Origin of the sequence: Thauera carbonicopians (assembly GCF_025699485.1) — a bacterium.
In the GTDB taxonomy this organism is placed as follows: domain Bacteria; phylum Pseudomonadota; class Gammaproteobacteria; order Burkholderiales; family Rhodocyclaceae; genus Thauera.
In genome coordinates, this window is the sequence record NZ_JANUXN010000003.1 from 341,709 (window position 1) to 356,452 (window position 14,744).

The window sequence follows — 14,744 nt, forward strand, 5'->3', positions numbered from 1 at the left end:
GTACCGGCAAGAAAATCCCCTCGTGCCGGGCACGAGGGGGAAGGCGGCAAAGCGAGGGGGAGGGTCGGAATTGCCGCGGGTGGAGACGAACGGTGATGCTGGCCAGGCGAGCCGGTGTCGCTCAAGCGGCTGCTTCAGCGGGTACTTTTATCGTGCTGGTGTCGAAGGGACCGCCGGTGATCACCTGGTCCTGGATCGTCACCGGCTTCTTGCCCGGCAGCAGCGGGAACACCAGCTCGGCGAAGCGCCAGGCTTCTTCCAGGTGCGGATAGCCCGACAGCACGAAGGTGTCGACGCCGAGGTCGGCGTATTCCTTCAGCCGCGCGGCGACGGTCTGCGGGTCGCCGACCAGCGCCGTGCCTGCGCCGCCGCGCACCAGGCCCACGCCCGCCCACAGGTTGGGGCTGACTTCGAGCTTGTCGCGGCTGCCACCGTGCAGCGCGGCCATGCGGCGCTGGCCTTCGGAGTCCATCGAGGCGAAGCGGGCCTGCACCTTGGCGATGGTGTCGTCGTCCAGCCGGCTGATGAGCTTGTCGGCGGCGGCCCAGGCTTCCTCGTTGGTTTCGCGCACGATCACGTGCAGGCGCACGCCGAAGCGCAGCTTGCGCCCGCGCCGGGCGGCACGGGCGCGCACGTCGGCGATCTTCTCCGCCACCGCGGCGGGCGGTTCGCCCCAGGTCAGGTAGGCGTCGACGTGCTCGGCAGCGAGCTCGTGGGCGGCGTCCGAGGAGCCGCCGAAGTACAGCGGCGGATAGGGCTTCTGCACCGCCGGGAACAGCAGCCGGGCGCCGTGCACGCGATGGTGCTCGCCTTCATGGTCGACCGTCTCGCCTTGCAGCAGGCGGCGCCAGATGGAGAGGAATTCGTCGGCTTCGTCGTAGCGCGCATCGTGGCCGAGGAAGATGCCGTCGCCGGCCAGTTCGGACGAGTCGCCGCCCGCCACCACGTTCAGCAGCAGGCGCCCGCCGGTGGCCTGGTCGAGCGTGGCTGCCATGCGCGCGGCGGCGGCCGGCTTGGTCAGCGCGGTGCGCAGGGCCACCAGCAGCTTCAGCTTGCGCGTCGCCTGGGCGACGCTGCCCGCCACCACCCAGGGGTCGAGGCAGCCGCTGCCGGTCGGGATCAGCAGGCCGTCGTAGCCGAGATCGTCCGCCGCGGTGGCGATCTGGCGCAGGTAATCGATGGTGACCGGGCGGCCGGAGTCGGACTTGCCGAGGTAGCGGGTGTCGCCGGAAGTCGGCAGGAACCAGAAGATGTCCAGGCTCATGGTGTGTCCTCGCTCAGGCGGCGGCGCGCACGAATTTCGGCGCCTCCGCCAGGGGGGTGGCCCGCTTGCGCAGGAAGGGGCGGGCGCGCTCGGCAGCGAGCTCGATGCGGGCGCGCAGCGAGGGACTGTCGACCTTGTAGTCGCGGATCTCGGCTTCGTTGGCATAGACGCCGATCGGCAGTGTGTGGGCCTGGAAGAAGCTGAACAGCGGCCGCAACTGGTGTTCGATGACCAGCGCATGGCGGTCGCTGCCGCCGGTGGCGGCCAGCAGCACCGGCACGTCGATCAGGGCGTGCTGGTCGACGAAGTCGAACAGGTGCTTGAACAGGCCGGTGAAGGAGGCGCGGTAGACCGGGCTCGCCACCACCAGGAAGTCGGCCGACTCGATGGCGGCGATGTCGGCCTTGATGTCGTCCGGCAGTTGCGAGGGATAGAGTGCGCCGGCCAGCCGCGGGCCGATGTTGCCGAGTTCGATCAGGCGGGTGTCGATCGGGGCCTGTTCGGCGAGTTCGTCGAGCAGTGCCTCGACCACGCTCAGGGTGCGGGACGGGCGTTGCAGGCTGCCGGATACGGCGACGACCTTGATGGGGGTACTCATGGGGGCTCCTGTTGGATCTGGGCGTTCAGGCGGTGCCGCGGCAAGGCGGCAGGAATGAAATGGATTCAGGCGTAGAGCTGCGGGTCGGGCAGGTCGCCCTTCAGCGTCCAGCGGCCGAGCATGTTGAGCTTGTAGTCGATGGGATCGTGCAGGGTGTGGGTGCGCACGTTGCGCCAGAAGCGGTCGAAGCCCAGGCTCGCCTTGGTGCCGCGTGCGCCGGTGACGTCGAACAGTTCCTGGCTGACGAAGAGCCCGGCGCGGTGGGCGAGGATCTTCGATTCCGCGACGGCGACCGCGACGTCGGCCCGCTCGGCTGCGGTGAGCGCCTGGCCGCGGGAAAAGGCGCGGTCGACCCGTTCGGCGGCGCGTTCGGCAAGTGCGCGGGCGCCGGCGATGTGCACATGCATCTCGCCGAAACGGTTCTGGGTGAAGAGGTCGTCGACCGCGTGGGCGGCGTCCGAGGCCAGCCAGGGCTGGGCCTGCGTGTGTGCGTAGTGTCTGGCTTCGGCGAACGCCCCTTCGGCGATGCCCAGGTAGAGGTTGGTCAGCACCAGTTGGGCGAGGCAGTTGCGCAAGGTGTGGAAAGGCGTCGGCTCGCGCTCGGGCCACAGCAGCACGTTGCCTTCGGCGACCGGCATCTGCTCGAACACGACCGAGTTGCTGTCGGTCTGGCGCTGGCCGATCGGCGCCCAGTCGTCCTGGATGCGGACGCCCGGATGAGCGGTGGACACGACCGCCAGCAGCGGCCGCGGCGCATCGCCGAGCACGGCCGACAGCGTCATGAAATGCGATCCGACCGTGCCGGAGCAGAAGGACTTGATGCCGTTCAGCAGCAGGCCGTCGCCGGTACGCTGTGCCGCCAGCCGGCGGTCGCGCGGGTTCATGCCGTTGCCCCACCAGCACTGGTGGGCGATGGTGTGGCTCAGCAGGCGCTCGGCCTGTTCGGCGTCGCCGTAGATGAGCACGGTCGCCACTTGCAGGTGATGGAAGGCGAGCACGTGGCCGAGCGCGCTGTCGACCGCAGCGACCCGGCGCACGATCGCGTAGATTTCCTGCCAGCTGCGTTCCTCGCCGCCGAAGGCGCGCGGAATCGACAGCCGCAGCAGGCCGGCATCGCGCAGCAGGGCTTTTTCGGCTGCGGCATGGCCACCGCGGGCGTCGCGCTCGACGGCGGTGGCGTGCAGGCGGGCGAGGATGCCGTCCAGGGGGATGTCCATGGTTCCGGGGTTTTTCATTCAGGTGCATGGCCGGCCTGCGCCAGCGCGGCGAGCAGTTCGTCGCGTTCGAGGCAGGCGGGCGGGGCGCACAGCAGTTCCAGATAGCGCAGGTTCTTCTGCGCCGATTCGATGTCGCCGAGGGCGATGAAGAGCTCGCCCTGGTAGGCGAGCGCGGGGCGGTGGCCGGGGTCGAAGTGCAGGGCTTCGCGGTACCAGCGGCCCGACTCCTCGTAGCGGCCGAGCTTGCGCAGGCTGAAGCCGAGCAGGTTGTAGACGTCGGCATGGCGGACGCTCGCGCTCAGCGCGAGCAGTGCGGCAGCCGCGTCGTCGAACTCGCCGGCGTAGATCCGGGCGCGGATGGGGGCGAGATCCGGCAGATCGGTCGCTGGCGGAATGTCGGCCGCCCCGGCGCTGCCGCTCGAGACAAGGCCGGCCAGCAGCGCAAGCGCGGCGATGCGCCGGCGGACGAAGACGGTGGCGATCATGCAGCCAGCGCCTCGGCGTGGATGCTGTCGCCCATCGCGGCCAGGATCTCGCCTTTCAGTTGACCGAAGGCGTGGCTGCCGCGCTCGCGCGGGTGGGCGAGCCTCGGTTCGAATTCGCGCACGATGCGCCCCGGCCCGGCATTCATCACCACCACCTTGTCGCTGAGGAAGAGCGCCTCGTCCACATCGTGGGTGACGAGGATCATGCTGACGCCCTCGGCCCGCCAGATGCGTTGCAGTTCTTCCTGCAGGCGCAGCCGGGTGAGGGCGTCGAGTGCGCCCAGCGGTTCGTCCAGCAACAGGATTTCGGGCTGGCCGACGAGGCCGCGGGCGATCGCGCCGCGCTGTGCCATGCCGCCCGACAACTGGTGCGGATAGGCTTTCTCGAAGCCGCCGAGGCCGACCAGGGTGATGTGCGAGCGCACCGCCTCGGTTCGCCTGGCCTTGCTCCAGCCCGAGTTCTCCAGGCTGAGAGCGATGTTTTCTTCCAGAGTCAGCCAGGGCAGCAGGCGGTGATCCTGGAACACGATGCCGCGCGACAGGCTGGTGCCGGAAACGCGCTTGCCGTGCAGCAGGATGTCGCCGCGGTAGTCGGTGTCCAGGCCCGCGATCAGGCGCAGCAGGGTCGATTTGCCGCAGCCGCTCGGGCCGACGATGGAGACGAAGGAGCCGGGCTCGACGATGAGCTCGATGCCGGCCAGCACATCCAGCCGCCGCTTGCCATTGACGTCGTAGTGCTTGGAGACATTGCGGATCTCCAGGCGCGAAGGTTCTGCCATTGGGTTTTCTCCGGAATGAGGGTGATGCTTGGTGGGGAAGAGGCGGGTTCAGCCCTCGAAACCCTGCTTCCAGCGCAGCACGCGGCGTTGCAGCAGGTACATGCTGCGGTCGATCAGAAAGCCGACCACGCCGATGACGACCATGCACACCAGCAACTGATCGGTCAGCAGCAGGCCCTGGGCGCGGAAGATCAGGAATCCCAGGCCTTCCAGGCCGCTCAGTCCTTCGGCCACCACCACCAGCGCCCACGCCAGCCCGGCGGCATAGCGCAGCGACACCATGACGTTCGGAATGGCCGACGGAATGATGATCCTGCGCACCAGTTGCCAGCGCGTCAGGGTCAGCGCCTGCGCCAGTTCGATGTGGGCCTTGTCCACGTTGCGGATGCCTTGCAGGGTGTTGAGGAACACCGGGAAGAACACCGATTTGGCGATCACCAGGATCTTGGCCGGCGCACCCAGGCCGAGCCACAGCACGATCAGCGGCAGCCAGGCGATGCCGGGAATGTGGCGAATGGTGTCGAAGGTCGGGCCGAGGAAGCGCTCCACCCGCCGGGACAGGCCGGCGGCGATGCCGAGCACGACCGCGGCGAGCGAACCGTAGATGAAGGCCTGGCCGACGATGGTCACGCTGGCGAGAAAGTCCAGCGCGAGATCCTGCTCCGTCAGCATCTTCCAGAAGGCGCTGGCCACCGTGCGCGGTTCGGGCAGGAAGACCGGGTCGACCCAGCCGCGCGAGGACGATAGCTGCCACAAGGCCAGGATCAGCACCGGCAGGATCAGGCCGATGGGGTCGAGGCGGGCCAGAAAGGACTGGATGCGCGACAGGCGCGAAGGGCCGGCGCTGCCGGCGGCCAGCCTGCCGTCGACGACTTCTGCTGTACTCATGGGGATTACCTGTGCTCGGTTGGGGCGGGCGCGATGGCCCGCCACGCGGGTCATTGATAGATCGAGTACTGGCCGCCGACGAAGAAGCGCTCGTCGATGAAGGCGTGGATCTGCGCATCGCTCAACTGGCGTTCGGACAGGATGTCGTCGCCGTTGGCGATGTGCCATTCCTGGAAGGTCCTGATCGCGTTGCGGGCGCGCTCGGCATTCGGCTCGCCGGCCATGAACTCCCACTGGCCTGCATGGGTGATCTGGAACTTGGCGACTTCAACCGGCACCCGGGTGTCGCGGGCGACGATCTTTGCGGCCTCATCGACGTTGTCCAGCGTCCATGCCAGCGTGCGCTCGCGTGCGGCGAGGAAGGCCTTGACCACTTCGGGGTACTTGTCGACGAAGTCGCGGCGGGCGAAGTAGGTGACACGGCCGGCATGATTGACGTACACGCCGTCGTCGGGCGAATGGCCGACGACCTTCAGCTTGCCCGACAGCCATGCGCCGGTGAATTGGGTCGCCGCCAGGTGCGCGGTGGTGGCGTCGGTGGCGCCCGACAGCACGGCCGAGATCGCCACCACGCCGTTGTCGATCGATTCGTAGCGGACACGGCCGCGCTCGGCGCGCGAATCGAGCGGCAGGCCGGCCTTGTGCAGTTGCTCGAAAGGCGAGGACCAGTAGCAACTGATGCGGCTGCTGCCGAACTTGCGCCCGTCCAGATCCGCCACCGTCTTGATGCTGTCGTCGTCGGCGCGGGTCAGGATCGGCGCGCGGTAGCGGTTGGACGGCTCGGAGGCCCAGACGACGACGCCGTCCAGTCCGTTGGCGCGGTGCACCGTCGCAGGATAGATCATGCGCTGTGCGATGGCGATCGCGCCGTTGCCGACCGCAGCGGCCTCGGCGCCGAGCAGGTCGGCGGCGCCGGAAGCGATCAGGTTCACCTGCCTGGTGCCGATGCGCTCGAATTCTTCCTTGAAGAAGCCTTTTTCCCGCGCGATCACGGTCCAGGGCGAGAGCTGGAGATTGATCGCGGGCAGGGTCTCGGCGGCGGCCGTGGCCGGAATGGCCGGCAGCAGCATTGCGCCGGCCAGCGCCGCGAGGGCCAGCAGATGCCGGCGGACCGGTGTTTTGCGTTTACTGGACGTTTTCATTCTCGATCTCCGTGGGGAATGGGGAAAAGCGGCCCTGGAACGGATTTCATCCATTCGGATTCAGGTGGGTTTTTTTTGCGGCCTGCATCGATTCATGACCGGCAATGCCGATTTGTTTCCGGCTGCCGTGTCGATCGGGCTGGGGAAAGTCTAGGGATGGGCCTGGCGGCGGGGAACGAATATTTGCAGATAAGTATTCCCGTATTTCTTATTCCACAGGCCGCGCACGGAGATGCTAATTTCGGCATGCCATGAAATGAATAGGCCTTATTCTCTGGAGTGCAATGCTATTGAATTCAAATTCCGAGCAGGATGATCCCGTATTGTCGCCGCCTTCCGGTGGAAGGCCGCCGGATCGTGGCGACCTCATTTCAGGAAAGCAGCTTACCTGGCAGCCGATTCTCGTCATGGCCCTGCTCGCCATTGCGGCCATGGCGGTGGTGATTCCTGGCGGGATACCCCGGGAGGCCAGCGCCGAGCGCCTGCCTGCCGATACCGTCCTGAGGATCGGCCTTGTCGATATCGCCCAGCCGCGCAGCGATAGCCGCGACTACACCGCGGATGGCCTCCAACCCGTGTTCGCGGAGGAGATCGGGCGCCACCTGGACGTGGTGGTCGAACTGGTGCCGCTGCCTGCAGGACAGGCACAGGCGGCGCTCGGTAGCGGCGAGGTCGATGCGCTGCTCGTGCGCGGCACGCCGGCTGAGTTGCCACCGGGTGCGAGGCTGGTCGACACCGGATTTACCTCCGGCCTCGATGTGCTGATGCGCTCCGACACCACGATCAGGCGCTGGGATCAGCTTGCCGGGCGTAGGCTGTGCGTGACCAGCGCGCACGCCGAGGCGCAGGCGCTGGCCCATGTCCTTGGCGCGCAAACGCTTTCGTTCGAAGCGCCCGCGCAGGCCCTGGTGGCGATGCGAACCGGGCAGTGCGACGCCTCGCTGCACGATGCCGTGCTATTGGACGCGTTGCGCGGAAAGGACGAATGGCGCAAGTTTTCGGCGAGCTTGGGGGCGCGCCAGCCAGCGGTGCTGCGGCTGGTGCTGCCGCCGGAAAACCCTACCGTCGAAGCCGCGCTGCGCCGGGCATTGAAGGCGCTGGACGGTTCCGCGCACTGGCAGCGACGGGCCGACCAATGGGCTTCCAATGTTGCTTTCGAAGTCTTTTTCGACCAGATCGGCCCCGATTGCCATTGATGGAGCGTGTTCTTGCTGCCGCATTGCTGGTGGCGTTGCTGCTGTCGTCCCTGGCCACTGCTGGCAGCTCGGACACGTCGTCTGCACTGCGCGCTGCCTATCAGCAGCCGCCCGAGCGCTGGCCGGCGCCGTGGATCGATGCCGAGGTCGATTACGTCGAGCTTGGCGCGCTGGCGCTGCCGGTTGCAGGCACCAAGGCAGAACTGGGCAGGCGCCTGTTCCATGATGGCCGCCTTGCTGCGGATGGCGCGCCTGCCTGCGCCGGCTGCCACCAGCCGCAGCATGGCTGGAGCATTCCCGCGGCGGTGGCGCGGGGACATGGGGGGAGGCTCGGCAGGCGCAATCCGCCGTCGTTATATGCCGCAGCCTGGCAAGCCCGGCTTGGCTGGGACGGTGCAGGCGCCGGCCTGGCGGCCCAGACGCTCCTGCCGCTGACGCTGGCGCACGAGATGGGCAACGACAGCCTCGAGCAGGTACTGGCGCGCATCCGCAGTGATACCACTCTCGTGGCCTCGTTCCGTGAGCATTTCGGCGATGGCGGCATCGGCGCGGCCGAGCTCGGCGACGCGCTCGCCGCCTTTCTGCGCTCGCTGGAAAAGCCAAGCCGTTTCGATCGTTTTGCCGCCGGCGACTTCCGGCAGTTGTCCGATCCCGAAATCGAAGGCTTGCATCTGTTCCGTACCAAGGCCCGCTGTGCCAACTGCCACTTCGGCCCTTTGCTGACCGATGGTGGTTTCCACAATCTGGGCATTGCCTTCTTCGGCGAACCGTCGGCCGATCTCGGCCGCTACCTCGTCACCGGCCGCAGGGCGGATGCCGGTGCTTTCCGCACCGCGAGCCTGCGCCATGTTGCCGAGAGCGCACCGTACATGCACAACGGCCTGTTCCGTACCCTGGAAGGCGTCATCAACCTGTATGACCGGGGCGGCGGCGAGACGTGGGCACGCAATCCGGCTGAAGCTGCCCATCCGCTGTATATGGCTATTGCGCGTAAATCATCCCATTTACGCCCGCTGGGGCTGACCGATGCGGAAAAGGCCGCGCTGCTGGCCTTTCTGAGCGCTTTGTGAAAAGCAGGCCGCTCCGGAATCTGGAAATGAAAATCAGATTAACTTGGTTCGTTGCCCGGCGCTTCTTGCTTATCTTTTCTCCACGGCATTCATGAATGTCCCTGCCAATTCCGGAATGGAAATGCACATGGACAGGTATGGATCGAAGTCCAGTATCGGCGGAGAAGAAAATGAGAGCACTCGTGGTAGGCGCGGACCGGGTGGACGCGATCAGGAACGAACTCATCCGCTCGGCGCATCTCGGCATCACCTGCGCCGAGCATTGGTCGGGACGGCACGTGCATCAGAACCGCAAGCCGATCCCCATCGACACCCGTGTCGTCGTCGTGCTGTGCAACCGGGTCAGCCACGACCTGCTGTACAGCATCAAGCGCCAGGCGGCGAGCCGCGATCTGGTGCTGGTGTTCTGCCGGCATTCGGTGGTGGAACTGCGCGACAAGCTGTCGCGGGTAGCTGCTCGCGTCCATTGACAGGCTCCTTCGACGGAATGCCGCTTTGCCGCCTGGACTACGTTTGGCGTTGTTCTATGATTGCCTGGTAGAGGCGGCGCGGGCTCGGGTGAGTGAGCGCTTCGACCACCGGGAGAGCAGATCATGACTACGCAGTCCGACGAACCTGTTTCTGGCACCGTACATTCCGAAGCACTGGCGCTCGAGAAGATACTGGCGGTGATCGAAGTTTCGCTCCATGTTCCGGGCGAGGATTTCAGCGATGCGCAGGTCGCCGCAAGGGGTTTTCAGTATCTGCTGGTGCGGGAATTCAGGCGGCAGCAGCCCGCGCTGGCACTGCTCTACGATCTCGAGTTCGTGGGAACCGGCCTGCGGCGCGGAAGCTACATCTTCGATTGGAAAGTTCTGGTCAAGGCGAAGCAGCGCGTGGTCTCTGCGCTGGCCGACCAAGCGACGGTCGCCATGCTGACGGCGGTCCTGGCGCTGCCGGGCGCGATCGAGAACTCCTTTGAGCTATGGGAGCGATTGTTCCCACCGGTGCAGCAGCACTTGAAGGATGATTTCCCTCATGCTCCGCCGGCCGTGACCATCATCGTGATTCGCAAGCCGGATGATCGGGATATATTCACGGGCCGTGACGGAGAGTTTGATCTCGGTGATGCATGACGCGCTATAGATAATAAGCGGCTGTTTCTCGAAGTTTGTCTGAAAAATTGTATATATCGTCTACGGATTCAATCGGGTGCCGGGTTTCATTTTTCTCTTGGTCGAATAATCCAAGATATTTTTTGCTGCGATTGAAGTGAAGTCGGCAAATGGGTTTCCGGTTGTTGTCATCAAGCAGGATGCCGCAGTAGCTCTGTGTGTCTCGAATTGAAATACGCTTCACGTCAATAATTGAGCGAACAATCGCCTTGACGATATGAAAGCCTTCCATCTCCTCGAGTGTCGTAACGATCTTGTCTTCCTCCTCGTTATTCTCTGTTGGCTCGGCGATATCTTCCGGAGCGGGAGTCGGGGCGGGGATGTGGACGGTTCCGCTCATGGCTGATTTCAAACGTTCGTTTATCTGATCGCTTAGAAATTGAGAGGCGGCTTTCTTGGTGAGCTCGCTGAATTGCTCGCGCACTTTCTGTGTGATCATGCCATCGTATACACGGGAGGCAATGAATCTTATGAAATCATCATCGGGTGTGCTCAGCTGAGCGGCTATGATTTTCTTGATTTGACTGACGTACTTCAGTTCACCTGCCGCACTAATAATTGATTCGACGTCGAAAGCTGTCTTGGTGAGCTTCAATAGCTCGGGTACGACGTGCTCGTCAATATCGAGAAGATCAAGTTCGAGGAATGGTTTTTCATCCATTTTATTGGGCGAATCGAGGTCCGTGAAGAATTTGTAGACCTGCCCGTTTGTAAGGATCGAGATGCGAGCGTTTGTTACATGGAAGTAGCGGAAAAGCTGGCCTGCATGGTTAATGCTCAAAGGCTCGCCCACCTTTTTGCACTCGACTAGAATCTGAACATCGCCGTTCTTTAGAATTGCATAGTCGATTTTTTCTCCCTTTTTTGTTCCAATGTCGCATACATACTCAGGGATGACTTCCGTGGGATCGAAGACGTCGTAGCCGAGCACAGAATGGATGAAAGGCATCACAAAGGCAGTTTTCGTTGCCTCTTCAGTTTGAATTGCTCCGCCCTGTTGCCGGATCTTTGCTGCAAGGCCGGTCAGCCTGTCGATGAACTCCATGACACCTCCCCTTATGCAATTTAAGCCATGATGCTATTTTCGGGGTTGTATCTGTAGCAACAAGTATTTGCGCCCCGATGGGACATGTTTCACATCTTCAATGATGGAGACGATCTTGCGCTTCTTACTAGAGGTGATGCAGAGAGGCGAAGTGGATTCAATGACACGGACCCGGCGTGTCAACGTGTCGTATGTAGCATGTCATCATTGTCCGGTTCCAGCCAGTTCTCGATGCTCACGCCAGGATATTTGGAGAAATCCTTGACCTTGTTGGTGACGATGGCCATGCCGAGCGAGGCCGCGTGGGCTGCGATCAGCTTGTCGAGCTGGTCTTTCCTGCTTTCCCGTGTGGCGAAGCGGATCGGACCAGAGGCGCTTCCGGCCTCGGCGCCAAATGGCACTACGGGGATGTCTTCGATGAGTGCAGCCAGCTTGGCTTGCTCTCGTTCCGGGTCGGCACAGACGGCGACACCGTAGCTCAGTTCGGCATAGGTGATGGCCGACATCACCACATCGCCCACGTAGCAGCGTGCAAACCTGCGCGCCACTGCAGGCGGCTGGTTCTTCATCAAGTAGATGCACATGTTGGTGTCGAGCATGTAGCGCGGCATCACAGTGCGTCCCGTTCTGCCTGCTCGTGCTCGCCGCGGCTTTCCGCCATGAAATCGGGAGAGAAGCGGGCAAATTTCGACATCACGCCAGCCAGCGAGCGGCGAGCCGGGCGGATGCGGATTTCGTCACCTTTGCGCTCGATCTCCAGCTCGATGTCGGTGCGTTCGTAGGCCAGATCGGCCGGAATCCGGACGGCCTGTGAGTTTCCGTTCTTGAAGACGCGAGTGGTGTGCATGTCGGCCTCGAGATGAGTGTACGTGTATGTACATTAGCCCAGGGCCGTCGAATAGTAAACGGCAGCACGAAGCTCGCGCGCGTACATGTGAAAAGAGCCACGGCTTGCGCCATGGCTCTTTCCTTTCGCTGCCGGCTTGCGTAACTCAGCGCAACGACCGCCTGCCCGACGCCAGCCGCTTCAGCACTGCGACCAGGGTGTCGACTTCCTCGCAGGTGTTGTAGAAGGCCAGCGAAGGCCGCACCGTCGCTTCGAGGCCGAAGCGGCGCAGGATGGGTTGGGCGCAGTGGTGGCCGGAGCGCACCGCGATGCCTTCCTCGTTGAGCGCGCGGCCGACTTCCTCGGTGGTGTAGCCGTTCAGCACGAAGGACAGCACGCTGGCCTTGTCCGCGGCGGTGCCGATCAGCCGCAGGCCGGGCACGCCGAGCAGGCCGTGCGTGGCATACACCAGCAGGTCGTGCTCGTAGCGGGCGATGTTGTCGATGCCGATGCGCTCGACGTAGTCGATCGCCGCGCCCAGGCCGACGGCGTCGGCGATGTTGCCGGTGCCGGCTTCGAAGCGGGTCGGCGGGCCGTGGTAGATCGTCTTCTCGAAAGTGACGTCGGCGATCATGTTGCCGCCGCCTTGCCAGGGCGGCATGTCCTCGAGCACTTCGCGCTTGCCATAGACCGCGCCGATGCCGGTCGGCGCGAACACCTTGTGGCCGGAAAAGACGAAGAAGTCGGCGTCGATGTCGCGCACATCGACCCGCATGTGCGACACCGACTGCGCGCCGTCGACCAGCGCCCTGGCGCCGGCGGCGTGCGCCATGGCGACGATCTGCTTGACCGGCACCACGGTGCCGAGCGCGTTCGATACCTGCGTCACCGAGACGATGCGGGTGCGCGGGTTGAGCAGCCTGGCGTATTCATCGAGCTTCACCTGGCCGCTGTCATCGACCGGAATCACCCGCAGCTTCGCGCCCTTGGCGGCGGCGAGCTGCTGCCAGGGCACGATGTTGGCGTGGTGTTCGAGGTGGGAAACGATGATCTCGTCGCCTTCGCCGACGTTCTGTACGCCCCAGGTCTTGGCGATCAGGTTGATGCCTTCGGTGGTGCCGCGCACGAAGACGATCTCCTCCGGCGACGCGGCGCCGATGAAGCGCGCCACCTTGCTGCGCGCGCCTTCGTAGGCGTCGGTCGCGCGCGCGGCCAGTTCGTGCGCCGCGCGGTGGATGTTGGAGTTCTCGTGCTCGTAGAAGTACGCCAGCCGGTCGATGACCGCGCGCGGCTTGTGCGTGGTGGCGGCGTTGTCGAACCAGATCAGCTGCTTGCCATTGACGCGCTCCTGCAGGATGGGGAAATCCTTGCGCACCGCATGGACGTCGAAGGGCGCACGGGCGGCCGGCACGGCCGGGACCTGCTGCTCCACCGCCGGATCGAGGAAGTAGAAGCCCGGGCCGGAGTTGCTTGCCGGCGAAGGGCTGCGCTGGCCGCGGTCGAGATCGCCGAGCAGGCGTGCCAGCTCCGCCTCGCCCGGCAGGCCGAAGGAGCGCGCGGTGATGCGGTCCTCTTGCGCCGGATTGGCGTGTGCCAAGGTGCCGGGCGCCGGGCTGGCGTGCCCCGGGCCGATGTGCTCCGGAGCGCCGGGATCAGCCTGCGACGGCCAGGCACTGGCTTCGCCCAGGAAGTAGTAGGGCGTCGAGGGTGCGCCCGGCACGGTCGCCGCCGGTGGCGGCGCGAGCGGCGGCAGCGCCGCGGCATGGGCTTCGGGCACGCCGAGCACCGGATTGGCCGCCCGGCCCGCAAGCGGCGCGGCATCGACGGCTTCGTCCGGCGCCGCGTGGGGCGTGCCCGGCAGCGGCGCCAGCGCAGGCGCACGGTTGCCGAGCGCGATCTCGGTCTGTGGCGGCTGCGGCGGCTGGCCGAAGGGCAGCTGCGCGTCCGGCGCGCCGCTCGGCAGCAGGGCGAAGAACTCGCCCGCGAGCCGGCTCAGCAGCGCTTCCTCGGGCAGGCCGGCAGGCAAGCCGGGCGGTGGACCGCCGATGGCGGCCAGCCCCTCACTTGTAGGTATCGAGTGCGGAATAGTCATGGTACTTGCCCACTTCAACGTCATCGAGCACGGCCAGCGCGTCGTCGGAATGAACCACCAGCGAGCAGTAGAGCGAGATCAGGTAGGAGGCGATCGCGTTGCGGCTGATGCCCATGAAGCGCACCGACAGGCCCGGCCCTTGCTCGCCGGCGACGCCGGGCTGGAACAGGCCCGACACGCCCTGGCGCTTGTGGCCGACACGCAGCAGCAGGATCTTGGTCTTGCCGTCCTCGACCGGCACCTTGTCCGAAGGCACCAGCGGAATGCCGCGCCAGGTCAGGAACTGCGAGCCGAACAGCGACACGGTGGGGGGCGGCACGCCGCGGCGGGTGCATTCGCGGCCGAAGGCGGCGATGCCGAGCGGGTGGGTCAGGAAGAAGGCCGGTTCCTTCCACACGCGGGTCAGCAGGTCGTCGAGGTCGTCCGGCGTCGGCGCGCCGGTCAGCGTCGAGATGCGCTGCTCGTCGGCGACGTTGGCCAGCAGGCCGTAGTCCGGGTTGCTGATCAGTTCGGACTCCTGGCGCTCCTTGACCGTCTCGATGGTCAGGCGCAGCTGTTCCTTGATCTGGTCGTGCGGGCTGCTGTAGAGATCGGAAATGCGGGTATGGACGTCCAGCACCGTGGTGACGGCGTTGAGGAAGTATTCGCGCGGCTGGTCCTCGTAGTCGACGAAGATCTCCGGCAGATCGCCTTCGTCCTCGCGCTGCGAGCACGACACACGCACGTCCTGCGGGTTCTTGACCTTGTTCAGGCGGTAGATGCCGGCCTCGACCGGCAGCCACTCGAGGAAATGCACCAGCCAGCGCGGCGTGATGGTGGCGAGTTGGGGGACGGTCTTGGTGGCGTTGGCGAGCTGGCGGGCTGCCGTGTCGCCGAGCGCGTGATGCACCTTCTCTGTTGCTGCCATGGTCGACTCCTTTCTGTCAGAAACCATATGGAATGGAAAAGCGGGACGCAGCAAGTGTCCTGCCCCGGACGGGGCCGTCTC

Annotated in this window: 16 protein-coding genes; 4 read left to right on the plus strand and 12 right to left on the minus strand. The window is 65.1% G+C overall.

What is annotated here, in order from left to right; all coding sequences use genetic code 11:
• Positions 1–121: 121 nt before the first annotated feature.
• The 7 genes from ssuD to NX068_RS06575 form a co-directional block, all read right to left on the minus strand.
• Positions 122–1,264 (minus strand): FMNH2-dependent alkanesulfonate monooxygenase, encoded by a 1,143-nt coding sequence (gene ssuD, locus NX068_RS06545; RefSeq protein WP_263460481.1) that lies wholly within the window; start codon positions 1,262–1,264, stop codon positions 122–124.
• A gap of 13 nt (positions 1,265–1,277) precedes the next feature.
• Positions 1,278–1,862, minus strand: coding sequence for an FMN reductase (gene msuE, locus NX068_RS06550; protein ID WP_263460482.1), 585 nt, complete (start codon positions 1,860–1,862; stop codon positions 1,278–1,280).
• 65 nt (positions 1,863–1,927) lie between these two features.
• A complete protein-coding gene (locus tag NX068_RS06555) occupies positions 1,928–3,079 on the minus strand; it encodes an acyl-CoA dehydrogenase family protein (RefSeq protein ID WP_263460483.1) in 1,152 nt (383 codons plus the stop codon).
• A gap of 14 nt (positions 3,080–3,093) precedes the next feature.
• Positions 3,094–3,564, minus strand: a complete 471-nt coding sequence (locus NX068_RS06560) for a tetratricopeptide repeat protein (RefSeq protein WP_263460484.1) — start codon at positions 3,562–3,564, stop codon at positions 3,094–3,096.
• Entirely contained in the window at positions 3,561–4,343 is a 783-nt protein-coding gene (locus NX068_RS06565; protein ID WP_263460485.1) for an ABC transporter ATP-binding protein, read from the minus strand. Before NX068_RS06565 ends, NX068_RS06560 begins: the two co-directional genes overlap by 4 nt.
• Positions 4,344–4,391: 48 nt before the next feature.
• Positions 4,392–5,231 carry an ABC transporter permease gene (locus tag NX068_RS06570; RefSeq protein WP_263460486.1) on the minus strand — a complete coding sequence of 280 codons (840 nt, stop codon included), beginning with the start codon at positions 5,229–5,231 and terminating at the stop codon, positions 4,392–4,394.
• A 50-nt stretch (positions 5,232–5,281) separates the two neighbouring features.
• Positions 5,282–6,373: an ABC transporter substrate-binding protein gene (locus NX068_RS06575; RefSeq protein WP_263460487.1), complete on the minus strand. Its 1,092-nt coding sequence runs from the start codon at positions 6,371–6,373 to the stop codon at positions 5,282–5,284.
• Positions 6,374–6,780: 407 nt separating this feature from the next.
• Between NX068_RS06575 and NX068_RS06580 the strand changes: the two genes are divergently transcribed.
• The 4 genes from NX068_RS06580 to NX068_RS06595 all read left to right on the plus strand — a co-directional run bounded on the left by NX068_RS06580 (position 6,781) and on the right by NX068_RS06595 (position 9,754).
• Positions 6,781–7,569: a type 2 periplasmic-binding domain-containing protein gene (locus NX068_RS06580; protein WP_263460488.1), complete on the plus strand. Its 789-nt coding sequence runs from the start codon at positions 6,781–6,783 to the stop codon at positions 7,567–7,569.
• Positions 7,569–8,639, plus strand: a complete 1,071-nt coding sequence (locus NX068_RS06585; protein WP_263460489.1) for a cytochrome-c peroxidase — start codon at positions 7,569–7,571, stop codon at positions 8,637–8,639. The genes NX068_RS06580 and NX068_RS06585 overlap by 1 nt, the downstream gene beginning before the upstream one ends.
• A 170-nt stretch (positions 8,640–8,809) precedes the next feature.
• The gene (locus NX068_RS06590) at positions 8,810–9,109 is read left to right on the plus strand and encodes a hypothetical protein (RefSeq protein ID WP_263460490.1); all 300 of its coding nucleotides are present in this window, start codon (positions 8,810–8,812) and stop codon (positions 9,107–9,109) included.
• A 123-nt stretch (positions 9,110–9,232) separates the two neighbouring features.
• A complete protein-coding gene (locus NX068_RS06595) occupies positions 9,233–9,754 on the plus strand; it encodes a hypothetical protein (protein ID WP_263460491.1) in 522 nt (173 codons plus the stop codon).
• A 4-nt stretch (positions 9,755–9,758) separates the two neighbouring features.
• Here NX068_RS06595 and NX068_RS06600 read toward each other — a convergent pair whose 3' ends face one another.
• From NX068_RS06600 to NX068_RS06620, 5 genes are all read right to left on the minus strand, one after another.
• Complete coding sequence (locus NX068_RS06600) at positions 9,759–10,838, minus strand: type I restriction endonuclease (RefSeq protein ID WP_263460492.1); 1,080 nt, start codon at positions 10,836–10,838, stop codon at positions 9,759–9,761.
• Between the two features lie 179 nt (positions 10,839–11,017).
• Entirely contained in the window at positions 11,018–11,437 is a 420-nt protein-coding gene (locus NX068_RS06605) for a type II toxin-antitoxin system VapC family toxin (RefSeq protein ID WP_263460493.1), read from the minus strand.
• Between the two features lie 11 nt (positions 11,438–11,448).
• Complete coding sequence (gene vapB / locus NX068_RS06610; RefSeq protein ID WP_263460494.1) at positions 11,449–11,685, minus strand: type II toxin-antitoxin system VapB family antitoxin; 237 nt, start codon at positions 11,683–11,685, stop codon at positions 11,449–11,451.
• 145 nt (positions 11,686–11,830) lie between these two features.
• A complete protein-coding gene (locus NX068_RS06615) occupies positions 11,831–13,756 on the minus strand; it encodes a family 2A encapsulin nanocompartment cargo protein cysteine desulfurase (RefSeq protein ID WP_263460495.1) in 1,926 nt (641 codons plus the stop codon).
• A complete protein-coding gene (locus tag NX068_RS06620; protein ID WP_263460496.1) occupies positions 13,725–14,663 on the minus strand; it encodes a family 2A encapsulin nanocompartment shell protein in 939 nt (312 codons plus the stop codon). Before NX068_RS06620 ends, NX068_RS06615 begins: the two co-directional genes overlap by 32 nt.
• Positions 14,664–14,744: the final 81 nt, after the last annotated feature.

Coding starts and splice junctions, on each gene's coding strand:
- ssuD (WP_263460481.1), bottom strand. CDS start 1,264: ATGAGCCTGGACATCTTCTGGTTCCTGCCGACTTCCGGCGACACCCGC.
- msuE (WP_263460482.1), bottom strand. CDS start 1,862: ATGAGTACCCCCATCAAGGTCGTCGCCGTATCCGGCAGCCTGCAACGC.
- NX068_RS06555 (WP_263460483.1), bottom strand. CDS start 3,079: ATGGACATCCCCCTGGACGGCATCCTCGCCCGCCTGCACGCCACCGCC.
- NX068_RS06560 (WP_263460484.1), bottom strand. CDS start 3,564: ATGATCGCCACCGTCTTCGTCCGCCGGCGCATCGCCGCGCTTGCGCTG.
- NX068_RS06565 (WP_263460485.1), bottom strand. CDS start 4,343: ATGGCAGAACCTTCGCGCCTGGAGATCCGCAATGTCTCCAAGCACTAC.
- NX068_RS06570 (WP_263460486.1), bottom strand. CDS start 5,231: ATGAGTACAGCAGAAGTCGTCGACGGCAGGCTGGCCGCCGGCAGCGCC.
- NX068_RS06575 (WP_263460487.1), bottom strand. CDS start 6,373: ATGAAAACGTCCAGTAAACGCAAAACACCGGTCCGCCGGCATCTGCTG.
- NX068_RS06580 (WP_263460488.1), top strand. CDS start 6,781: ATGGCCCTGCTCGCCATTGCGGCCATGGCGGTGGTGATTCCTGGCGGG.
- NX068_RS06585 (WP_263460489.1), top strand. CDS start 7,569: ATGGAGCGTGTTCTTGCTGCCGCATTGCTGGTGGCGTTGCTGCTGTCG.
- NX068_RS06590 (WP_263460490.1), top strand. CDS start 8,810: ATGAGAGCACTCGTGGTAGGCGCGGACCGGGTGGACGCGATCAGGAAC.
- NX068_RS06595 (WP_263460491.1), top strand. CDS start 9,233: ATGACTACGCAGTCCGACGAACCTGTTTCTGGCACCGTACATTCCGAA.
- NX068_RS06600 (WP_263460492.1), bottom strand. CDS start 10,838: ATGGAGTTCATCGACAGGCTGACCGGCCTTGCAGCAAAGATCCGGCAA.
- NX068_RS06605 (WP_263460493.1), bottom strand. CDS start 11,437: ATGCTCGACACCAACATGTGCATCTACTTGATGAAGAACCAGCCGCCT.
- vapB (WP_263460494.1), bottom strand. CDS start 11,685: ATGCACACCACTCGCGTCTTCAAGAACGGAAACTCACAGGCCGTCCGG.
- NX068_RS06615 (WP_263460495.1), bottom strand. CDS start 13,756: ATGACTATTCCGCACTCGATACCTACAAGTGAGGGGCTGGCCGCCATC.
- NX068_RS06620 (WP_263460496.1), bottom strand. CDS start 14,663: ATGGCAGCAACAGAGAAGGTGCATCACGCGCTCGGCGACACGGCAGCC.